Raw genomic sequence first — 19,330 nt, 5'->3', positions numbered from 1 at the left:
AGAAGAGCAGGTTTACGCCTTGATCGAACCTACGGTTTGGAAAGATTGGAAAGAGCAGTTATTAGATGAAAATACTCGTGATGTTAGTCAAACTCAGGCTATCCCGCTATTTAATCAAACCCGATTTGCGCAGGTTGAAAGTGGACCTGTTCTGGTTCATTTAAACAACAGTGAATGCGCTCTCAAACTCTGTATTGAACAATTTGAAACCAAGCCGAGTGGGTGCCTTGTATACGCCAATGAATCAATCGAGCTTGCAACGTTACTGGCCTCTCTTCGCAGCCGCGTAGTGGTGAAAAAAGGGAAAGCTGAGATGCTAATACGTTTTAATGAGCCTCGACAGTTAGTGATGTTAATGGGCTCAATGAACGAGTATGAAAGACGAGAGTTTTTTCCAGCACTGTCTCGCCTGCACTGGTACAACCGAGACTGGTTAAGCGTGGATTTATCTCATATTCCCATCGATTCATCACCCTCTGATATTTGGTCATTGTCTGAAGAGCGATTAGACACCATGCAGAATATCGCTTCTCAGTGGCGATTAAGTTAATGACAGCGACCATCTCACATTCAGTGTTAACCGATTAATGGTAAAGAAGTATCTATCATGAGCAAAACATACCTTGTAAAACCTGGCGATACGCTACTGCAAATTGCCATTGAACAGAATACACAATTCAATACTCTGCTTGAGCTAAACCCTAAGTTTCAAATCAACCCAGATCTCATCAAGGTGGGAGAGGCTATCACTCTTCCAGATGAGGAAGCGTTAGAGCCGATAGAGCTCAATGCGCCAGATGAATCCCAAGATGAAGAGGTGTCGTTTGACGAGTGTGGTGATGTTGTAGCGGCAAGCCTCTGCGCAACAATGGAAGTGTATGACATTCTCTTTGTCACTGGGGAAAGCCCATTAGAGTATTACAGTTTAGATGAAGCGTCTGTAGAAAAGCTCAATATTGAAGTGGAGAAGGTTAATAATCACCTTAAAGATTACACCAAACTGTGTGAACTAGCACCAGGCAAAGGGGAGGTGGTGAGCACCCAGCAAGCAGAACAGTTACATGATGCTCGCCAAAGGTGGTACGCCAAAGCGCACAAAAACCACATATTGCCGGCGCCTTCAATGAGAGAGGTACCTGAGAAGCCAGCGGGCGATTCTACTCAAATTACCATTCGCGGCAAACTGGCTGAGCTAGAAAAGCGTCGTCGTTTTGTCAATATTCATGGGGGATGGCTGAGTCAGCAATCTGAAAAAACCTTGAAAACCGAAGTGTTAGCACGTATTGATACAGAGCGCGCGTACTACAAAAACTTAGTGAGGGAAGAGACAAACGAGTCACCGACAAGGGGACCCAAAAAAGCGACAGATAGTATGCCTCATCATCTCGTTGAAGTGTATTCGATGAAAGAGAATAAGACCCTATATATTAGAAATAAAGAATTCGATAAGGCTAAAAAGACAACGGGCTGGCAGCAAACCGCAAGAGCCAAAGAGACAAGAACGGTCGTCAATAGTGGCGATTTACAAGGTATTGGTAAAGCCATTGTTGATGACATTGAAAAAGATGTCATTAAAAAGTCACTAAGCCCTACGCTAAAGGATAACTTAGTGAAATGGCGGCCCAAGGGGTTTAAAGGAGCGGAATGGAAAGCAGCTCGTTATATCTTAAATGATGATAAAGAGACAGTGTTTGCTATTAGTACAGAGGCACAGATGTTGCGTTGGGCTGCGTCTGGCAGTGTTGACGCGGAAGTGGATGTTAGTGAAGCCGAGGTCAAATTTGGCATTGGGGCAGCTACCAGTTTTTCGTTATTTGAAGCTAAGGCGACCATTGCACGATATTACCCCTACGAAAATGGCTTAGCGGTTGGTTTTAGTTTTATCAACGCGAATAAAGAAACTGAATACTACCCATTTGGCTGTTTTCGTCTTAACGGTAAAGCTGAAATTGGCTGCTTTGTTGGACGAACAGTTGAGGTCAGTGGGCAAGCTCATCCAATGTTACGAAAAAGCAGCACATCGAATACTAACCAGCCAAACGAGAAAGATGAAGGTGGCAGTAGTGTGGGTGCACTTTTCGCACCGAACATAGAGGTGGGTCACAGCCCTAAAGGAGATATTGGATTTAAGGTGGATGTATTTCAAGGGGCTAAACTCAGTGGGAAATTAGCAGGGGCGATGGAGTGGCTGCCACCGGAAGATGCCTATACTGATAAATTCAAAGCACTTGCTGAAATCAGCACTGAAGCGAATGTGGCCATAGGTAAAGGGTTTAAGTTCGATTTTCAATTAGCCATGAGTGGATCAAAGTTTTATGTTTATTGGTCTGGCCGAGTTGTCTATGGCAAAGGTGGTGGCGGTAGCTTTGGTACCGAAATAGATTTGGGGAACCTCTGGGATTTAGCCAAGATTATTTTGCAAGGATTGCAGCATGTGGATTATCGTATGCTGGATAACTTGTGTGAAGAATTATATGAATATTTGGTTGATTCTACCTTAATAGCCTTTATGTCGAGCGCAATAGAGGATCCTAAGCAAGTTTTAATGGATGTAGTGTCGTTTGGTCAAAGTAAAGTAGATATGTGGAAGCAAAGTATGCTTTACGCACAAGAGCGGAGGAAAACAGCTCAAATTTTAGCTACTAGAATAATAGATGAAAATGTTTTAGGAGACTTTCATCTTAGCCAGCTTCAACCTGAGGCTGTTGGGCAAATGCTACATCTGCTCGTAGAGCAGTTTTCACTTAGCTTACGCTTACAACATGATCAAGAGGTAGCTATTTATAAGCTTCTTGCTGAAAGTACGTATAGTTGGCATAAGTTTGAAGAGATATTACTGCGTATGAGTGTAGATGGTGAAGAAGGTGATGAGGTTAGTCTCTTTAATAACCTTGGGCGGATTAATGCAATTTTAAATGGGCCACAACAAAGAGACTTTAATCATTGGGTTGCTGAGTTGGCTGCGGTGGATAAAGTAGAAAACATTGATTTTAAGCCTTATATACCTATGAATCGAGCTCAAATTAATGATAAGCAACCTCTAGTTATAAGCCAATGCGCAGAGCAGAACATCCCACACTGCTAATAGTAGCCCTCTAAAGAGAGGGCACTTTAGTTATATGGCTGTGGTTTGCTGTAGAGAACAACGAAAACCATTCCTTGGATCGTAGTGATTGTTATTTGGGGTAGCGTAACTGCGATCGAATGTCATTGCTCCTCCATTACGGCGCACTTTTTTTTCTCCCGTTTGAGGGCCTTGCGGGTTGTGCTGGGAGGTGTTTTGGTAGTAGTCGGGAGAATACCAATCGTTTACCCACTCGCTGACTTGATTGGCCATTCCATATATTCCTAATGGATTGGGAGGGAAACGGTCAACAGCTTCAAGGCGACTTGAAGCATTAACCTCATCAATTGGGTATCTTATGCGTGTATTTGTGTCGACATCTATATATCGGTCTTTGCGAGTTTGGCGATAACCAGTGTTGGTTGCGTAATACAACATCTCACCACGATTTCGAGCTGCATATTCCCATTGTGCTTCAGTCGGCAAATCATATGGTAGAGCCGTAACATCTCCCAGCCATAAGCAATAACCTTTAGCATCTTGCCAGTTCTTTGTGCTAGCGGCATATGTGCCTCGATTTTCCATTATTCCTTCGTATAGTTTTTCATTACGTTGGGTTGTAGAAAAATCATGGTTACTAAGAGCAGCAGGCAACCTATTAATCTGCCTCATCCATTCCATGTCAATAAAAGTTGTCTCATAAGCTGACATAGAATACGAGTCTAGTGTGACATCATGCAAATACACCGCTCCGGTTTCAACACTGGTTGGTGAGCTCAAACACTCTACATCAGGTGTCCAGTCGATGCGGTTAACCGTACCGCTAGGTACTTCACAGGGCATACCAAAGTCGCCCATTTCAAAGCTACCACCTTCTACAAACACTAAGTTCTCAATCGCTCGAACCGCCACATCAGCTGCTTTGTATTTCAGCTCGTCACTTGCATCAGGGTAGAGCGTTTCTATGTTGTTGGAAATTGTTTCTATCTGCTCTTGTGAAACGCTATCACTACTGAGTTTATTAGCCCAATTTGTATCACTGCATGCCCCAATTACGGGGACTAATGCAATCACCCCTAACCATTTGTTTTTCATATTTTATCCCGTAATTCTGATTGTTAGATTTTACATGAAATTAGGTGCGCAAAACAGAGTTCAAGAGTATGGATTTGGAACCGAATTCAAGTTAAATAAGGAGTTGAATTGCTGCTGGACAAAGTAAAGCTTAAAGCGTATCAGGTGTATATTGATTGGTATTCAAATTTCAGTTTGTGAAGAACAGCGGAAAGAGATTACAGAGTACCGTTCTAGTTTGGGTGGTTCATATGACCGATCAAAAGTCATTGTGTTTGCTCCACCGCGTACTACTTTAAGAGTGCCGTCTTCAGGGCCTAATGGATTGTATTTAGGCGACACTTGATAATAGTTTGGAGAATACCAGTCGTTAACCCATTCTCTAATTAGGTTACTCATATCGTATATACCTAAAGGAGTAGGAGGGTATTTCCCTATAGCTGCACTAAGGCTTACAGGAGCATTTGCTTCTTCACGTTTGATTTCTATATATATTCCACTTTCAGGTATGATGTATGAATCACCATCAAATTGAAGGTACCCGTTATTTGTAGCGTAATAGTTTTTCTTACCCTCACTACGAGCGGCGTACTCCCACTGTGCTTCCGTTGGTAAATCGAAAGGTAATGTTGTTACTTCGCCAAGCCATAAACAATAGTCTTTAGCTTCTTGCCACTTTTTTGTCCACGCTATCAGGTTGCTGCTATTATCTATAAGTTCGTGGTATGTACTGGAGTTTCTATTAATATCCGCGTTCGGTTGATCATACGAGTTATAAGCGACTGGTAGTCCATTTATTTGTCTCATCCACTCCATATCAGAAAAACTGGTCTCATAAGCTGACATAGAATATGAGTCTAATGTAACATCATGTAAATACACAGCCCCGGTTTCAACACTGGTTGGTGAGCTCAAGCACTCTACGTCTGGGGTCCAGTCAATGCGGTTTACGGTGCCACTGGGTACTTCACAAGGCATACCAAAATCCCCCATTTCAAAGCTACCACCTTCAACAAAGACTAGGTTTTCAATGGCACGAACCGCCACATCGGCCGCTTTGTATTTCAGCTCGTCACTTGCGTCGGGGTAGAGCTTTTCGATGTTGTTGGAAATGGTTTTTATCTGCTCTTGCGAAACGCTATCACTACTGAGTTTATTAGCCCAATTTGTATCACTGCACGCCCCAATTGCAGGGGCTAATGCAATTGCCGTTAACCATTTGTTTTTCAAATTTATTATCCCCTGTTCTAGTGTGATTATTTTATACAATTTTGCCTGTTCTAAGTAGGAATAGATGAAGGGGAAGGTGGAACGCAGTTCAAATAAATATGGGCGTTTTGTAAACATAGAGTAATTAAGGATTTTATGGGGGGAATCATCACTTCCTCATCACAACCGTAAAATCCTCATTCGCATATCCTTCAATAACTTCGACACTAGAGCACAAGGTCTTACAGTAACGGTAAATGCCTTGTTTGTTGTAACCCATTAGTAACGATTGAGCGGGGAAGGTACTAGAATCAAGCAGGTTAAATACGACCGTCTCATTGGCTATTTTATACATGCGGGTGATCATATTGGTGATGTAGTTTGGGTCACGGCTCTGGTAATTTAACGACCCACTCGCCGCCACAATATCAACATCATTGAGCGTAAATTTGCTGATGTCGCTTCGGATAAATTGGCAGATATCTCGTTCATTGCGTAGTCTTCGTCTTGCTGATTTTAAGAACTGGTGCTGTTGATCAACCCCCGTGTATTTTGCTAATTGAAAGTCGAGGGAAAGGTAGTCATAAAGCTCGCCGTAACCACAGCCGAGATCAAGCAGGTGCTTACCGTTAAAGTTTGCCGCCTGCTTTATCATCTCAAACCGAGCAAATTGAGATTCATCACTAGACCAACCTTGTATCTTTGAAAAATTACCCGACCAAGTATTTATACGATTGTAGTGGTATAGGTAAATACTCAGTCGGTCAAACCAGTGCATGAATGAGAGCCTTAACAGTGTGAAGTTTATCTCTTCCTATTGTGTTATTAACTGCGTTGTAAAACAAACATTTGATAACCAAACTCGTCCAAATAACGCTGATAAATCTCGACTTCTTTAGCGATATCCTTTACCGCTGCTGAATCTGGCATGCTGGTTGTTAATGATTTGATGCGCTTTTTCAATGGTAACCAATAGTCTTGCCATGACTGTTGGTTTAGTGAGAAGTGATGCACGACTTCATAGCCAGCGGTTTTTATCTGCTCTAAACGCGTTGCGATGGTTTGAATATCTGGGTATTCACTTGCCCAAAATTTCGATACTTCTTCACTTGGAGAGTCGGTTAGCCAGACCAAATCACTGATCATGAGCATCCCATCTTTTTCAAGTAGTGGACGCCACTGTTTAAGTGCCTGCTCAACGCCCATAATGTAGGCGCTGCCTTCTGCCCATATCAAATCAAAACTGGCTTCATCAAATGGGAGTTCTGTCATACTGGCACACAAAGGCGTGACTCTGTGGCTCAGGTTTTTCGATGCTAACGTACTATTAAGCCGCTTAAGTGCTGACTCTTCATTGTCTACCGCTGTGATTGGAGCATCACACTGATTCGCAAGTACCGTGGTGGCTAAACCGTTGCCGCAGCCAATCTCTAAAATGGAGCGTGGCGGCTTAGGTAAGTGAGTAAACGCTTTTAGTGTATCGCTTTCACTGCCAGGGCCCCATCGTTCAAGTGTTTCAAAGACGGTCATGAAGTCCGCCATGTATTGTTCGTGTTCGTTCATGTCTTTTGATAACCATTTTAATCGCAGAGCTTCTTTTTCATTGAAACCTTGCTTCATTAACCAATCTAAATGTGCATCGGGCGCAACACTGTCTATGTTTTCATGCCACGCTTTGAGATCGCCTTCACCCAGCATGGCGGCCAGTAGCTGGCGAGATTGCCGTTTCTTCTCAATCTCTTCATCTAATGTGCGTAATCGGTTTTGCAGCAAAGTACGATCGACTTTGGCCTCTAAACACGCTTTGCACTCTTTGAGCGTAAGCCCGCCCGCTTGGAGCTGCTGAAGCAATAACACGCGTTGAACATCTTTGTCTGAATAGACGCGATATCCGTTACTTTGTCTTTGCCCAGTGATGAGCTTCTGCTTCTCGTAATAGAGAAGAGCCGTGCGAGATAGCCCAACTTTCTTAGCCAGCTCTGAGATGCGATACGCCATATCCGATCCACATTCGTAAGTACTTGTTCAAGTGATTATAGACTTTAAACTATGAAGCTATAGACAGGTCAATGAAAGGTTTGAAGAGATTCTAAAATAGGTGTGGTACTGAGCCAAAGGTCATTTGGCTCTTGGTGTCGGGTAGAGCGCGTTACTTCGCTAATAGAGGTAAAATATTTTCTAAAGGCGTTGATTGATACTTGTCTTTCAGCGCCTGCTTCATTTTATTACCATCTAATAAGACGGGCTGCTGCCAAAGATATTGCATCTTTACGACTTCTCTCACTAGCGGTACAAATGGCGAACTCAGTTTGAATACCCACCATGAAAATTTTGATGTGCGGAGTTTCGTATTATTCGCGAGAAATGCCTGCTGCCAATCTTGCTGATTGAGCTTTAAACCATCGTCGTGCCAAACCTCGTAGGACGACTGAGGCAGCGACATCAACATTGCTGTATTGGCACATAAGTCGGGTAGATACGACCAAAAATGGACATGCCGAGCATCATGGGGGAATTTAATTCTGGCCGAACTTTTATTATGTTTTAAGATCAGATCTAACCATGTGAAGTGAGTATTTGGACCAATGAAATCGCCACCCCTTACAATCGTAACACTTGCACCTTGCTGACTGGCTTGATAAAGCCTTTGCTCCATTTTTACTCGAATCGCTCCTTTCCGAGAAATAGGCTTCATTGGATCATCTTCAGAGATAAGCGCGATATTGGGTTTAAAGTTATATACGTTACCTGGAAATAAAATGCGTGCTTTGAGTTTAGCCGCCACGCTCACGGTTGGCTCTAGCAGCTGTAAAGCTTCAGTCTCCCAGCGGTAATAAACAGGGTTAATGGCATATACGATAAGTTCAGCGCCTAAAGCTGCTTCCTCGATAAGCTGCTCATTACTCGCATCTCCAACCCAAATGTCGCTGGATGATAACCATTTAGGCGTTTTGGTTTTATCTCGCACTAATGTACGAATTTTCCAACCTTCTGTTTTAAGGGCCATCGCGATTTGTAAGCCAAAGTTCCCAGTAATACCTAATATAAGTGCAGTTTTCATGTCGTTCCCTCCATTTGATACCAATATTCTATGATTCATGTATAAATATTGAATAAGAAATAGTTATTGGTGGGTATGCAAATATGAATAACAGTTGGCAATGGTGGCAACATCTATTGGTTATTGCAGAGCAAGGCAGTTTAAGCCAAGCGGCGAAGGTTCTCGCAGTTTCGCAACCCACGCTTAGCCGGCAATTGCAACTGATGGAAAACAGACTGGGTCAGCCACTTTTTGATCGCAGCACTCAAGGGTTAACATTAACGGGCTTTGGTGAAAGCTTACTGGAAGAGTGTCAACAGATGCAGGAAAGTGCTGACCGTCTCGAACGGTTGGCTGCAGGACAATCATCAACATTGACTGGGCGCGTTCGCCTAGCAGCAAATGAGCTAGTCGCCCTGTATTACTTGCCCAAAATACTGCCACAGTTTATGGATGCTTACCCTGATGTGTCTGTTGAGGTAGAAGTGAGTAATCTGGTGAGTAGCTTGGATAAACGAGATGCCGATGTGGCGATTCGTATGTTTGCACCTACTCAATTAGATCTTGTTTGTCGCCGGATCTCTGATATTCCATTGGGCTTTTTTGCTAGCTCAGATTACCTTGATAAGAAGGGCGTACCAAAGACGGCTGAAGCGCTGTTTCAACATCGAATTATTGGCTATGACCGCGACCGTCAATTTGAAAAAGGTGGGCAAGAGATGGGGTGGAGCATTAATAACGAACAGTTTTTAATGCGCACAGATTTTATGCCAATGCATCTAGAGCTTGCTCGCCATCATGGTGGAATTGTTGTCACCCATAAGAATCCTTGCCTTGAAGCTGGCCTTACGGAAGTTCAGGTTGGAATTGATATACCTAGCCTTCCTATTTACCTAGCTTGTCATCGAGATGTTCAGCACAATAAGAAAATCCGAGTCCTTATGGATTTTTTAGCCGATAATTTACCGGGCGTTTTGGGTTGAAGACGATCTTATATTTAATGCATTTCCCTATTGTTGTAGGGTCTGAGTTTTTTGAACTACCGAAAACGAAGGTTCTCTGGTAGAGTCGCGCTCAACTATACTTATCTCCATCTCCCTATTTAGGACAACCTAGTGACTAACAATGAAATTTTGCGTCGTATCCAACACGCGTTAAACCTTAAAAACGCACAAGTTATCAAAGCTTTCGAGCAAGCAGACGTTACTGTTGCTCACGACAAGGTTGGAAATTGGCTAAAAGATGAGAGCGATAAATCATTCACTAAGATGAAAGATAAAGAGTTAGCCGTATTCTTAAATGGCTTTATTAACCTCAAGCGAGGCAAAAAAGAGGGCGATCAGCCTAAGCCAGAAGTTGAGCTAACTAATAATATGATTTTCATGAAGCTGCGTATTGCGCTAAACATGAAAGCAGAAGACGTATTAGACGTATTAGAAGTGGTTGGTATTAGCTTAAGTAAGTACGAAATTGGTGCTTACTTCCGCAAGCCGAACAACAAAAACTACAAAAATTGTGAAGACCAGCTTCTGAGCGATTTTTTAAACGGCGTGCAGTTTACTAACCGCCCTGATTCAGAAGAGTTTGCTGGGTAATTAATGACCTCAGTACAAGCGTGATACAAATAGAAAAGCGAGAGCCATTTGGTCTCTCGCTTTTTTCTTTCGATAACAAAGACTCTATAACGTTACATTATAGCTTCACAATCAACTTACCTTGGTTCTGACCTGTTAGCAGTAAGTTAAGCCCTGTCATTGCACTCTCTAATCCGTCGAGAACATGGCTTCGGTACTGAACCTTACCCTGCATTACGTATGGCGTTAATTTACCGAGCAGTGCAGGAACATCACCAAAATGGTCTGGCATTGCAAAGCCTTGAACCGTGATGCGTTTTTTGATTAGGTTTATCCAGTTCGGCCCAAGTGCAGGCGTTTCGCTTGTATAATCGGCGATCATGCCGCATACAACGATACGTCCATGGGTATTCATACGGTTGAAAATAGCGTGTTGAATTGGGCCGCCCGTATTTTCAAAGAACACGTCAACGCCATTCGGTGTTAGCTCAATCAGTTGCTCTTCTAAGTTCTCTGATTTGTAGTTAATGGCGCCATCAAAGCCTAACGTATTTACAATCCAGTCGGCCTTTTCATCACTACCCACGACACCAATGACTCGAAGGCCGTCGGCTTTCGCAAGCTGACCAACAATTGAGCCTACTGATCCTGCAGCACCTGTTACAACGAGAGTTTCACCTGATTTAGGTTTACCGAAATGGAATAACCCTTGGGTTGCGGTTAAGCCCGGAAGAGCGAAGACAGACAACGCCATCTCGGCATCAATATCGGATTGTACCTTGTTGATACCTTGTCCATTTGAGACTGCATATTCTGTCCAGCCAATCATACCCATGACTTTATCACCTGCAGAAAAATCAGGGTGGTTAGATTCAACGATCTCACCAAAACCACTCGATCGCATCACAGCACCTAGATCCACTGGTGGAATGTAGCTGTTAGTGTCTGGGCTCATCCAACCTAGCATGGCAGGGTCCAATGACATGTGTGTCTGCTTGATTAAAATCTGGCCTGGACCTGCTGTTGGAATTTCTTTTTCTTGTACTTTGAAAAGGTGCGGGCCAATTGGGTTGTTGTCAGGGCGTTGGGCAAGCAAGATTTCTTTGTAATGGCTCATGGTGTGTTCCTTTTGTTTTTATTTGGAAGGCTGAGTTGATGAAACGATTATTACCTATTATTTGTATGGTATATAGTGGGTGAAAAGCTAATCTATATTGTTTTTATAACAACAATGTTTGTTTGGAGTAATGAAAGGAGTAGGGAGCATGGATAAAATTAGAGCGCTGAAATACTTCTCGGCGACGGTAGAAGCGGGAAACTTTACTGTGGCCGCGAAACGCTTTGGTGTGCCTGCGTCTTCAATTTCTCGCCGTATTGCAGACTTAGAAGAGAGCCTAGGAGCCCAATTATTAACGCGAACTACACGTTCTGTGGTGTTAACCGAAGTCGGTCAGCAATATTTACAGCAAGTAAATGGCATTTTGGCGCAGTTAGAGTTAAGCGACCAAGCGGTTCGTGACTATCAGACAGCACCGACAGGTACGTTAAAGATCAGTGCTATGGTGGGGTTTGGTGAGCAAGTTCTAATCCCGATTCTCGATGAATTTTCTGAACGATACCCAGATGTGCTTTTGGATGTGGTGTTGAGCGATGAGATTTCAAAGTTAAACCGAGATGATGTCGATATTGCCATTCGTGGTGGCTTCGCCCCTGATGAGCGGGTGGTCGCTATCCACTTAATGGATAATGGTTTTGTAGCCGCAGCGTCGAAAAAGTATTTAAATGTAGCGGGTGTTCCTCGTAGCACTCGGGATTTGGTTAATCACAAAGGACTGTATTTTAAAACGCCAGCCGGACCGACCCCTTGGCTTAGCGAAGTTGATGGCCAGTGGCAAAACGTATCAGCCCCGAGTGCGTTAACCACAAATAATGGCAAATGGTTAGCTCAAAAGGCGATGGATGGATTAGGTATTGTGATGATGCCGCGTTGGGCTTTACAACCCTACTTTGAACGAGGTGACTTGGTTGAGCTGACATTCGATGAGCCGTTAAACATTACCGAAAACCCACATTTAGGCGTATATATGCTCTATCAAAAGTTAAGTTATGCCACGCCAAAGGTGAAAGCCGCAGTGGACTTCATTGCCGCGAGGGTGAAAGGGTAACCTAGTCTCTTTTTGTTAGTGATTAAGACAAATTGCAATTAAAAAGAGCCAAATGGAAGACCAAATGGCTCAATTAAACTGAATGTCGATATTACGAAGCAAAGCGTTCGCTTGTACGCTGTTCGTCTTCATCGTAAGTGAACCCACCGCCTGTTTTTTCGCTTGGGTCTAAGTAAGTGAAGCGTTCACCAGTGCGCTGTTCGTCTTCATCGTACGTGAACCCACCGCCTGTTTTTTCGCTTGGGTCTAAGTAAGTGAAGCGTTCACCAGTGCGCTGTGCATCTTCATCGTACGTGAATCCGCCACCAGTTTTTTCACTTGGATCTAGGTAAGCAAGCGGCTCTGTTAATACCTGTTTGATCTCGATGATTTGGCTTTGAGTGTTTGGTGGCAGGTTAGAATTATTTGCTGGACCAGCCATAGCAGTTGGAATAGCAATGAATGCAGCCATGAGAGTAAGAGCAATAGTTTTCATAATAATACCTACAAAAGTTAGTGTATTGGGGAGTGATTCCGTTACCTGAACCTCTCTTCGTTGAAAACAATATTACTCTTATGTTTAGCGTTCAAAAATAGACAGTATTGAATTTTAATCGTGCAATTATGCATGATTGAAATACATGATCTGCATTTAACGACTAGGTTACGAGAGTGACGTTAAAAACTCTTCAGGGTCGTTGAATCGCTCTAGAATCATATCTTTGAAGGCAGTAACACGAGCGGAGGTGAGCCTTCTGTCTGCCCATACCAGATAGGAGCTGCCAATAGGGCATTCAGCTTCTGGCAGTAACGCTACAAGTTCACCATTTTCTTTGTACTTATTGAAAGATTCCATAGGAATGAGGCAAATGCCGATGCCAGCAAGTGCCGCTTGAATGATCAGGCGGACACTAATAACTGAGTAGCGTGGAGAAGGTGGAATCTTAATCCACTGGCCATCTTGCTTAAATTCCCATTGTGTCATCTTATTGCTCGAGAGGAGTTTGTGGTTAAGTAAATCTTCCACGCGGCTTGGCTTGCCATGCTGTTTGATATATTGAGGTGAAGCGGCAAGTACCAATTGGCTTTTGAGTAAATTACGTTGAATCAAGTGCTCTGCTCGAGTTGGAGTCGTGACAATGGCAAGATCAATCTGTTTATCAACAAAGTGCTCTGTATCGGCTAAGAAGTGAATCGAGATGTTCACCTCAGGGTGTTGCTTCATGAATTCGATAGCCAGTTCCTGTACAAAGAAGTCGGCAAATGGTTCAGGGCAAGAGATTCGTATATCGCCCGTGAGAGTTGCTTGTGTATTAGAAAGCTCTAGCCACTGCTCACTTAGCTGTCCGAAGATAGGCGCAAAGCGTTGGTAATACTCTTCACCAGAAGTGGTTAGCTGAAATTGTTTCGCATTTCGGTGCACCAATTTCTCTCCAACGTGCTCTTCAAGGTGTGATACCGCACGAGACAGCGTAGGCGCAGAGACATGGGTGACAAGGCTGGCCGCGGCAAATCCTCCAGACTCAACTGACTGGCAGAACAAATACAGGTTAGAGATATCTTTAGCTTTCATAATTGCAGGCTTAATCTAGGTTTGGGAACGAGAATGTATGCATGACTCAAGATTAGGAGATTGCGGTTAGTGAGTCAATTGGTGAAATTTCAGTCAGTTACTGTTAATTAACTTGAGAATGCCCATAGCTTTTTATTTTGGTTGTTATTATTCGATGTAAATGAACATAGACTCATGGATGGGATTTATTTGCCGATCGTAGCAGCGTAAAGGTTATTAATTGAGGGAGAATCGATATGTCGCAAAGTAACATTAAGAATGTGGTATTTGATGTTGGTAATGTCATTGTGAGGTGGTCGCCTGCTGAGATTGTTAGGCTAACATTTGGTGACATAGAACAGCCTGAAAAGCTTGCCACAAGGCTATTTCAAGACAAGGTATGGCTAGACTTGAATAAAGGTCTTATGACTGAAGAAGAAGCTAAAGCCCAGTATCACCAACAGCATCAGTTATCGGTTGAAGAGTGCGAACGGCTTTTCTATTACGTAAAACAATCCCTTATTTTGCTCTACGGTTCGGTTGATCTTATAAAAAGGCTCAAAGGTGCTGGCTATCGTATTTTTGCACTGACCGATAACGTGGTGGAAATTGTTGAGTACCTCAAAAGCACGTACGACTTTTGGGTATTGTTTGAAGGGGCGACGGTCTCTGCGGATCTTGGACTATTAAAACCTCAACCTGAAATTTACCAAGCTTTGTTGTCGCAACACGATATTCGTGCATCAGAAACGGTCTTTATTGACGATATGCCGCACAATGTTAAAGGCGCAGAAGACGCGGAAATTTCAGCCATTCAGTTTGAAAATGCAGCGCAATGTGAAGCAGAGCTTAGAGCGTTAGGTCTCTCTTTTTAAGCTTTAGAACGATTAACGATCAGTGTAATAAGCTCTTAAAGGATGCCGATGATGCATCCTTTATTGGTTAGTTTCTCAACAATGTGCTCTCAACAAAATGAGCTGACTTTTACAGTAGAAAACGTGCGCTCAGTTAGGCAAAAACTTTACCCAATAAGTGAAGCGATAGCCTGTTAAGCATCTCTCTCTTTGACTCTATTTTTCCACATATCACCGAGGTATATCACAGCACTGACAATCAGGAATGTGATTGAGACAAAAAGCAGTGCTGGCATTGTAAGTACCCAAGCGAAGGTTGCTGCTAGGAAAGCAATAAAGCAGACCAATCGGCTCGAAGACATGATGTGGCCAAGTTTCTTGTTCATAAACGCCTCCTAAAGATTTCTCTTTTTCAACGTTTGTATTGTCTCATTTTTGCTTAAAAATTAAGCTAAATCCTTATCAAAAGATATGAATTAGTGATCGAGATAGCAAAATATTCATTGTAAGATCTAATTAGGGGCGTGCAGTTTCGCTTTGTTTTTCCAAAGGTCTTTTAAATAAAGCGCAGCGCTGAACAGAAGGAAGATAACCGAATACACGAGCAACGTTGGCATGCTGAGAACCCAAGCAAAGGTTGCTCCAATAAAAGCAACGAAACAGCTCAAACGGCTAGATGTCATTACACGACCAAGTTTAATGTTCATAAGTCCCCTTCAGATCTTTATTAAGATGGATACAAGATTTAACTGCCGATAGTTTGGCATCCACGACCAAAATTGCAGCCAAATTAAAATGAAAATAAACACCTAATAGTGATATCGAAAAATTAACCGAAAGAGAATTGATGGAGATCATTGTCCGTGAGCAATACAGATGATGTTTCCAGAGTACTTGGATGACTTATTCGTGGCGATTTATCGATTGTATGTGTAATCAAAGAAGGTCAAGTGGTAGACTTTCAGCCTATTTTTATTGAGTAGTTAGAAAGGTATCGTGATGAACCCGATTATTGCATTGTTGAAAGAGAACAATATTAGTGACCAACAAATCAGCGAGATTTTTGAAGTATTGACTGAGAATCCTCTTGCAGCAATGGCGACGATTAGTCAGTTAGGTTTGCCTCAAGAACAGCTTCAGGCGCTAATGGGACAAGTCATGCAAAACCCTGCGCTGATAAAAGAAGCCGTGGTTGAGCTTGGGCTTGATTTCTCTAAAGTAGAAGCGGCAAAAGAGCAGCTTGATAATAGCGAACTCAACAAATAAGTTAGCGATAATTCCTCTCCTTTAAGTTGATAAGGAGTGAATGGTTAACTGCTAGCAAATATGAGAAAGCCACATGACGTGGCTTTTTTAATATGTGCTGCTTATCTCTATAACACGCTGTGAAGGGCGGTAAAGAAGCGATCGATCTCTTCTTTGGTGTTGTAATGCATTAACCCGACTCGAAGTATCCCCCCTTTATCGGTAACACCAAGTGCATCGGTTAATCGGTCTGCGTATAAATGCCCACTCCATGTGTAGATCTCATGCTCACCTAAATGTGCGGCAACGGCTGCTGGGTCGGTCTCTCCAAATCGAAGCGCAAATGTGGCAGTTCGATTGTTTGCTGTTGGTTCGCCAAACAGTTCAATAGAAGGAAACTCTTTTAGCCGAGTTAAGAAGTAGTCGGCAAGTGTCGCTTCATACTGATGGATATTGCTGTATGCCGACTCGAGACGAACTCTTAGAGTTTCTCCTTCACCCAGCGACGCAAGATAATCAATCGCGTGAGAGAATGCTGACAGAGCTTCAAAATTGAGTGTGCCGGTCTCCCAGCAATTAGGCGCTGTAGTCGGTGCTGGCTCTACTTTATAAGGGCTATATTTTTCTAGTAACGCTTTACGGCCATAAAGCACCCCTAAATGTGGGCCAAAGAACTTATAGGCAGACCCTGCAACAAAGTCGGCCCCAAGTTGCGTTACATCGAGTATCTGATGCGGTAATAGGTGTACGGCATCAATAAAGACAACGCTACCATTCGCTTTAGCGAGTTCAGTCACTCTTTGAATATCGACAACTGTGCCTGATAAGTTACTTGCCGCGGTTATCGCCACAAGGCGGGTTTTGTCATTGAGCAGTGATTGAAACTTCTCTAAATCGAGATTACAGGTCGCATCTTTGACGGGGACATAGTGCACCTTAACGCCCTTGTCTTTAGCGGCCATCGCCCAAGAAGATCGGTTTGCACCGTGATCAGCATCGCTAAGAATAATCTCATCACCAGCCTGCCATTCTTGGCTAATGGCGCGACTGAAATGGAACGCCATTGTCGTCATGTTGGCGCCAAATACAATCTCATCTTTCGATGATGCACCGAATAATGCAGCGGCTTTTTCTCTGCATACGTCGACTAGATTCACAGTGTTTTTACTGACTGAGAATCGGCCTCCTAAATTTGAATTTCCATTGTGTAAATAAGCACTAAATCCTTCAATGACGGAGTAGGGTAACTGGGTTCCTCCTGGGCCATCAAAATAAACAGGAGATACGCCATTGTTGAGTTGTGTAAGGGCTGGAAACTGTTCACGTAATGTGACTACATTGGTTGAATTAAGCGGTAAATACGAAGACATCACGCACTCCTTTTTCACCAGTTTCGCTAGATAAGGTTTCAGATATATGGTGGAAGTAGCGAGAGTCATTGAGAATCACAAACTGGTTCTCTTCTAGAACGGTGTTCATGTGTGGGTGTTGTTCAACGGGAGAAGCGAAAATTTGAGTGTAGCCTCCGGAAATGTTTTTACGTTGTACGCAGAAAATGCCGACGAAGCGGTAACCATCTTGATGAATCCCTTCTGGGGCAGGGGCACTGGTCGCGTCAGAATCACAGGTCACTCGAATTTGGTGAACATCAACCACTGAGTGATCTTTATCTGTTCCGGTTCTTTGCATGAATGATTTAAGTACATGCTGGAAATGAGGTGTCTCTATCATGCTTTTATCCATTTCAGCAAAGTCTCGCTCAATGTCACCAACCACTCGATTAAATTCAGACGACTGTGTAAACGTACTGTGTGGCAGCCTGACTATCTCACTGTTTTCCGCTTGAAAGCGCGCATAGGAACGAAAGCGATGATCGCTATCTACGTACTTATCGACGGGTAAGTCGTTAAAATAAGACGAAAGCTGTGGGGCGATATTCTTTGGTGTTTGAAAAGCTTCGATCAGAAATTTATTTTCCATTTCCATGACTTGTCCTTGTTTAGATTGAAGTTATTGTGATTAACAATAAATTAACAACAAGTCTATTATCTCGATTATCTGGTTATATTCAATACATAACCCCAACTTCGTGGGTAAATTCTAGTTTTTATATCTAGCGTATTGTTATATTGAAACTAATGTCTAATTATTGCTCAGATGTTGGTATTAATGACCAGTAATTGTCATTTTTTTACTATCAATGAGTGGTCAACGATTGGGTTGGTCACTTAAGAAGCAATAGTGCTTAAAAATGTATTGAACGAAAAACGTATATATAAATGTAGGTATATCGGTCATCAACTATATAAATATAATATTTTTGACATACCACGTAATTTTATATAATCAGAATGTTATCAGTAAGGGCGCGTTAACATTAGAACAATGATCACACTGTTTTTGAGCCTTGGTAAGCGTTGACCGATAACGGTTTGCATCTCAACGCTCATTTTTAACGTAGATGACTACTTTTGATTAGAAGTTTAAATGACCATTGATACCTCAAAAAACGATGTAGAAAATCGCTCTCTTAGGTCAGAGAAAAAGTCCTTCTTCGAATTTCGTTCTCATCCTAGAATGGAAATGAAGAAGCTTAAGGCCACAATAAAAAAGCGAGGATTGCTGTCTAAGCACATATCGATAGAAGTCATTGATCTGTCAAAGGGCGGTATCGGTGTTGAGTGCCGAAGTAGAATTGAAGTGGGAGAAAAAGTAGATATCAAGTTGGGAAGCAAAAAGTTTACTGGCTCGGTTGTCTATTTAAAGCAGTTCTTAGGCGTACGCAATTTTAAGCTTGGCGTTCAATTTGATGAAGAACTGAGTATTTCAGATATGTTTTATGTTGGTGCGCCAGCAGAAATCGCGTTTAGTTGAGTTTAAATATAGCGGTTATAATCTAGTTCTCTATTAAATTACCACCACTCTAGCGGCCGTTAATGTCGCTAGAGTGGTGTAATTTCAACGTCCTACAACTGAATTTTCTTTTTCATGCCTGCTTCGTAGTGCCCTGCAATGTTACAAGCGAACTCAACGTTATTGTCACCGTGGAAGTGCCAAAGAAGCTGTTTTGCTTTTCCTGGTGCGACTGTTACAGCGCTGCCCGTATCGTGGTCATGGTGAGAGTCCATTGTCGCCATCATTTTACGATGCTCTGTCTGCTCTTCTTGTGAGCCAATCGCAAATTCGTGCTCGATTTTTCCAGTATTCATCACCACAAATTGAACCACATCGTTAGGCTCAATCGTTACATCACCCTTAAAGGTAATCTTCATGTCATCGCTTAGAATGACGTGGACGACTTTGTCTGGTTGAGCGCCTATTGCTGGCATACCCACTGCCGACATACCTTCCATGTTCATCATAGAACTGTGGTCCATTTTTGAGTGATCCATCTTTCCGTGGTCCATAGAGGCATGATCCATTTTAGAGTGGTCCATTTTTCCATGATCCATGCTGCCATGATCCATTTTTTCTGCGAAAGCAGTGGTTGAAAGAAGTGCGATGCTCAGTGCGATTAGTGATTTCTTCATTGTTCTTTCCTTATGTGTATTCTTTGATGTTCAGTTTCTAAAGT

21 protein-coding genes are annotated in these 19,330 nt (G+C 42.7%); 8 read left to right on the top strand and 13 right to left on the bottom strand.

All coding sequences use genetic code 11. The annotated features are described in order from the left end of the window. Both KP803_RS21290 and KP803_RS21285 read left to right on the top strand, forming a co-directional pair. A partial coding sequence (locus tag KP803_RS21290) for a DUF4123 domain-containing protein (RefSeq protein ID WP_248010863.1) occupies positions 1-550 on the top strand: 550 nt, incomplete at its 5' end. A 57-nt stretch (positions 551-607) separates the two neighbouring features. Further along, positions 608-3,085 (top strand): LysM peptidoglycan-binding domain-containing protein, encoded by a 2,478-nt coding sequence (locus tag KP803_RS21285; protein WP_248010862.1) that lies wholly within the window; start codon positions 608-610, stop codon positions 3,083-3,085. 30 nt (positions 3,086-3,115) lie between these two features. Here KP803_RS21285 and KP803_RS21280 read toward each other — a convergent pair whose 3' ends face one another. From KP803_RS21280 to KP803_RS21260, 5 genes are all read right to left on the bottom strand, one after another. Beyond that, complete coding sequence (locus tag KP803_RS21280) at positions 3,116-4,159, bottom strand: formylglycine-generating enzyme family protein (RefSeq protein WP_248010861.1); 1,044 nt, start codon at positions 4,157-4,159, stop codon at positions 3,116-3,118. Positions 4,160-4,321: 162 nt separating this feature from the next. Next, on the bottom strand, positions 4,322-5,368 hold the full coding sequence (locus KP803_RS21275) for a formylglycine-generating enzyme family protein (protein ID WP_248010860.1): 1,047 nt from the start codon (positions 5,366-5,368) through the stop codon (positions 4,322-4,324). Positions 5,369-5,516: 148 nt separating this feature from the next. Continuing rightward, positions 5,517-6,125 (bottom strand): class I SAM-dependent methyltransferase, encoded by a 609-nt coding sequence (locus KP803_RS21270; protein WP_248010859.1) that lies wholly within the window; start codon positions 6,123-6,125, stop codon positions 5,517-5,519. 47 nt (positions 6,126-6,172) lie between these two features. After that, positions 6,173-7,345, bottom strand: a complete 1,173-nt coding sequence (locus KP803_RS21265; protein WP_248010858.1) for a MerR family transcriptional regulator — start codon at positions 7,343-7,345, stop codon at positions 6,173-6,175. 151 nt (positions 7,346-7,496) lie between these two features. After that, positions 7,497-8,408, bottom strand: coding sequence for a Rossmann-fold NAD(P)-binding domain-containing protein (locus KP803_RS21260; RefSeq protein ID WP_248010857.1), 912 nt, complete (start codon positions 8,406-8,408; stop codon positions 7,497-7,499). Between the two features lie 83 nt (positions 8,409-8,491). On the opposite strand from KP803_RS21260, the gene KP803_RS21255 reads away from it, so the two are divergent. Next, positions 8,492-9,370 carry a LysR family transcriptional regulator gene (locus tag KP803_RS21255; RefSeq protein WP_248010856.1) on the top strand — a complete coding sequence of 293 codons (879 nt, stop codon included), beginning with the start codon at positions 8,492-8,494 and terminating at the stop codon, positions 9,368-9,370. Between the two features lie 132 nt (positions 9,371-9,502). Continuing rightward, positions 9,503-9,982, top strand: coding sequence for a YehS family protein (locus KP803_RS21250; protein ID WP_248010855.1), 480 nt, complete (start codon positions 9,503-9,505; stop codon positions 9,980-9,982). 97 nt (positions 9,983-10,079) lie between these two features. Here KP803_RS21250 and KP803_RS21245 read toward each other — a convergent pair whose 3' ends face one another. Beyond that, positions 10,080-11,078: an NADP-dependent oxidoreductase gene (locus tag KP803_RS21245; RefSeq protein WP_248010854.1), complete on the bottom strand. Its 999-nt coding sequence runs from the start codon at positions 11,076-11,078 to the stop codon at positions 10,080-10,082. Between the two features lie 148 nt (positions 11,079-11,226). On the opposite strand from KP803_RS21245, the gene KP803_RS21240 reads away from it, so the two are divergent. After that, positions 11,227-12,126 (top strand): LysR family transcriptional regulator, encoded by a 900-nt coding sequence (locus KP803_RS21240; RefSeq protein ID WP_248010853.1) that lies wholly within the window; start codon positions 11,227-11,229, stop codon positions 12,124-12,126. Between the two features lie 91 nt (positions 12,127-12,217). Here KP803_RS21240 and KP803_RS21235 read toward each other — a convergent pair whose 3' ends face one another. Together KP803_RS21235 and KP803_RS21230 are read right to left on the bottom strand one after the other, a co-directional pair. Beyond that, positions 12,218-12,601, bottom strand: coding sequence for a hypothetical protein (locus KP803_RS21235; protein ID WP_248010852.1), 384 nt, complete (start codon positions 12,599-12,601; stop codon positions 12,218-12,220). Between the two features lie 168 nt (positions 12,602-12,769). Beyond that, on the bottom strand, positions 12,770-13,678 hold the full coding sequence (locus KP803_RS21230; RefSeq protein ID WP_248010851.1) for a LysR family transcriptional regulator: 909 nt from the start codon (positions 13,676-13,678) through the stop codon (positions 12,770-12,772). Positions 13,679-13,914: 236 nt separating this feature from the next. Here KP803_RS21230 and KP803_RS21225 point away from each other — a divergent pair, with 236 nt between their 5' ends. Next, on the top strand, positions 13,915-14,532 hold the full coding sequence (locus KP803_RS21225; RefSeq protein WP_248010850.1) for an HAD family hydrolase: 618 nt from the start codon (positions 13,915-13,917) through the stop codon (positions 14,530-14,532). A gap of 173 nt (positions 14,533-14,705) precedes the next feature. Here KP803_RS21225 and KP803_RS21220 read toward each other — a convergent pair whose 3' ends face one another. Both KP803_RS21220 and KP803_RS21215 read right to left on the bottom strand, forming a co-directional pair. Next, a complete protein-coding gene (locus tag KP803_RS21220; protein WP_248010849.1) occupies positions 14,706-14,897 on the bottom strand; it encodes a hypothetical protein in 192 nt (63 codons plus the stop codon). Between the two features lie 126 nt (positions 14,898-15,023). Next, positions 15,024-15,218 carry a hypothetical protein gene (locus tag KP803_RS21215; RefSeq protein WP_248010848.1) on the bottom strand — a complete coding sequence of 65 codons (195 nt, stop codon included), beginning with the start codon at positions 15,216-15,218 and terminating at the stop codon, positions 15,024-15,026. Between the two features lie 292 nt (positions 15,219-15,510). Between KP803_RS21215 and KP803_RS21210 the strand changes: the two genes are divergently transcribed. Continuing rightward, on the top strand, positions 15,511-15,777 hold the full coding sequence (locus tag KP803_RS21210) for a DUF2999 family protein (RefSeq protein ID WP_248010847.1): 267 nt from the start codon (positions 15,511-15,513) through the stop codon (positions 15,775-15,777). Between the two features lie 107 nt (positions 15,778-15,884). On the opposite strand, the gene KP803_RS21205 is transcribed toward KP803_RS21210, so the two are convergent. Both KP803_RS21205 and KP803_RS21200 read right to left on the bottom strand, forming a co-directional pair. After that, entirely contained in the window at positions 15,885-17,126 is a 1,242-nt protein-coding gene (locus tag KP803_RS21205; RefSeq protein WP_248010846.1) for a cysteine desulfurase-like protein, read from the bottom strand. Continuing rightward, positions 17,104-17,742 (bottom strand): 2OG-Fe dioxygenase family protein, encoded by a 639-nt coding sequence (locus tag KP803_RS21200; RefSeq protein ID WP_248010845.1) that lies wholly within the window; start codon positions 17,740-17,742, stop codon positions 17,104-17,106. The genes KP803_RS21205 and KP803_RS21200 overlap by 23 nt, the downstream gene beginning before the upstream one ends. Before the next feature lie 501 nt (positions 17,743-18,243). On the opposite strand from KP803_RS21200, the gene KP803_RS21195 reads away from it, so the two are divergent. After that, positions 18,244-18,630, top strand: coding sequence for a PilZ domain-containing protein (locus KP803_RS21195; protein WP_248010844.1), 387 nt, complete (start codon positions 18,244-18,246; stop codon positions 18,628-18,630). A gap of 92 nt (positions 18,631-18,722) precedes the next feature. Here KP803_RS21195 and copI read toward each other — a convergent pair whose 3' ends face one another. Continuing rightward, complete coding sequence (gene copI, locus KP803_RS21190; RefSeq protein ID WP_248010843.1) at positions 18,723-19,286, bottom strand: copper-resistant cuproprotein CopI; 564 nt, start codon at positions 19,284-19,286, stop codon at positions 18,723-18,725. Positions 19,287-19,330 lie beyond the last annotated feature (44 nt).

It is taken from the genome of Vibrio amylolyticus (assembly GCF_023145695.1).
Taxonomy (GTDB): Bacteria; Pseudomonadota; Gammaproteobacteria; order Enterobacterales; family Vibrionaceae; genus Vibrio; species Vibrio amylolyticus.
Note: the sequence above shows the minus strand (reverse complement) of the source record. Positions and strands in the feature narration are given on the sequence as shown.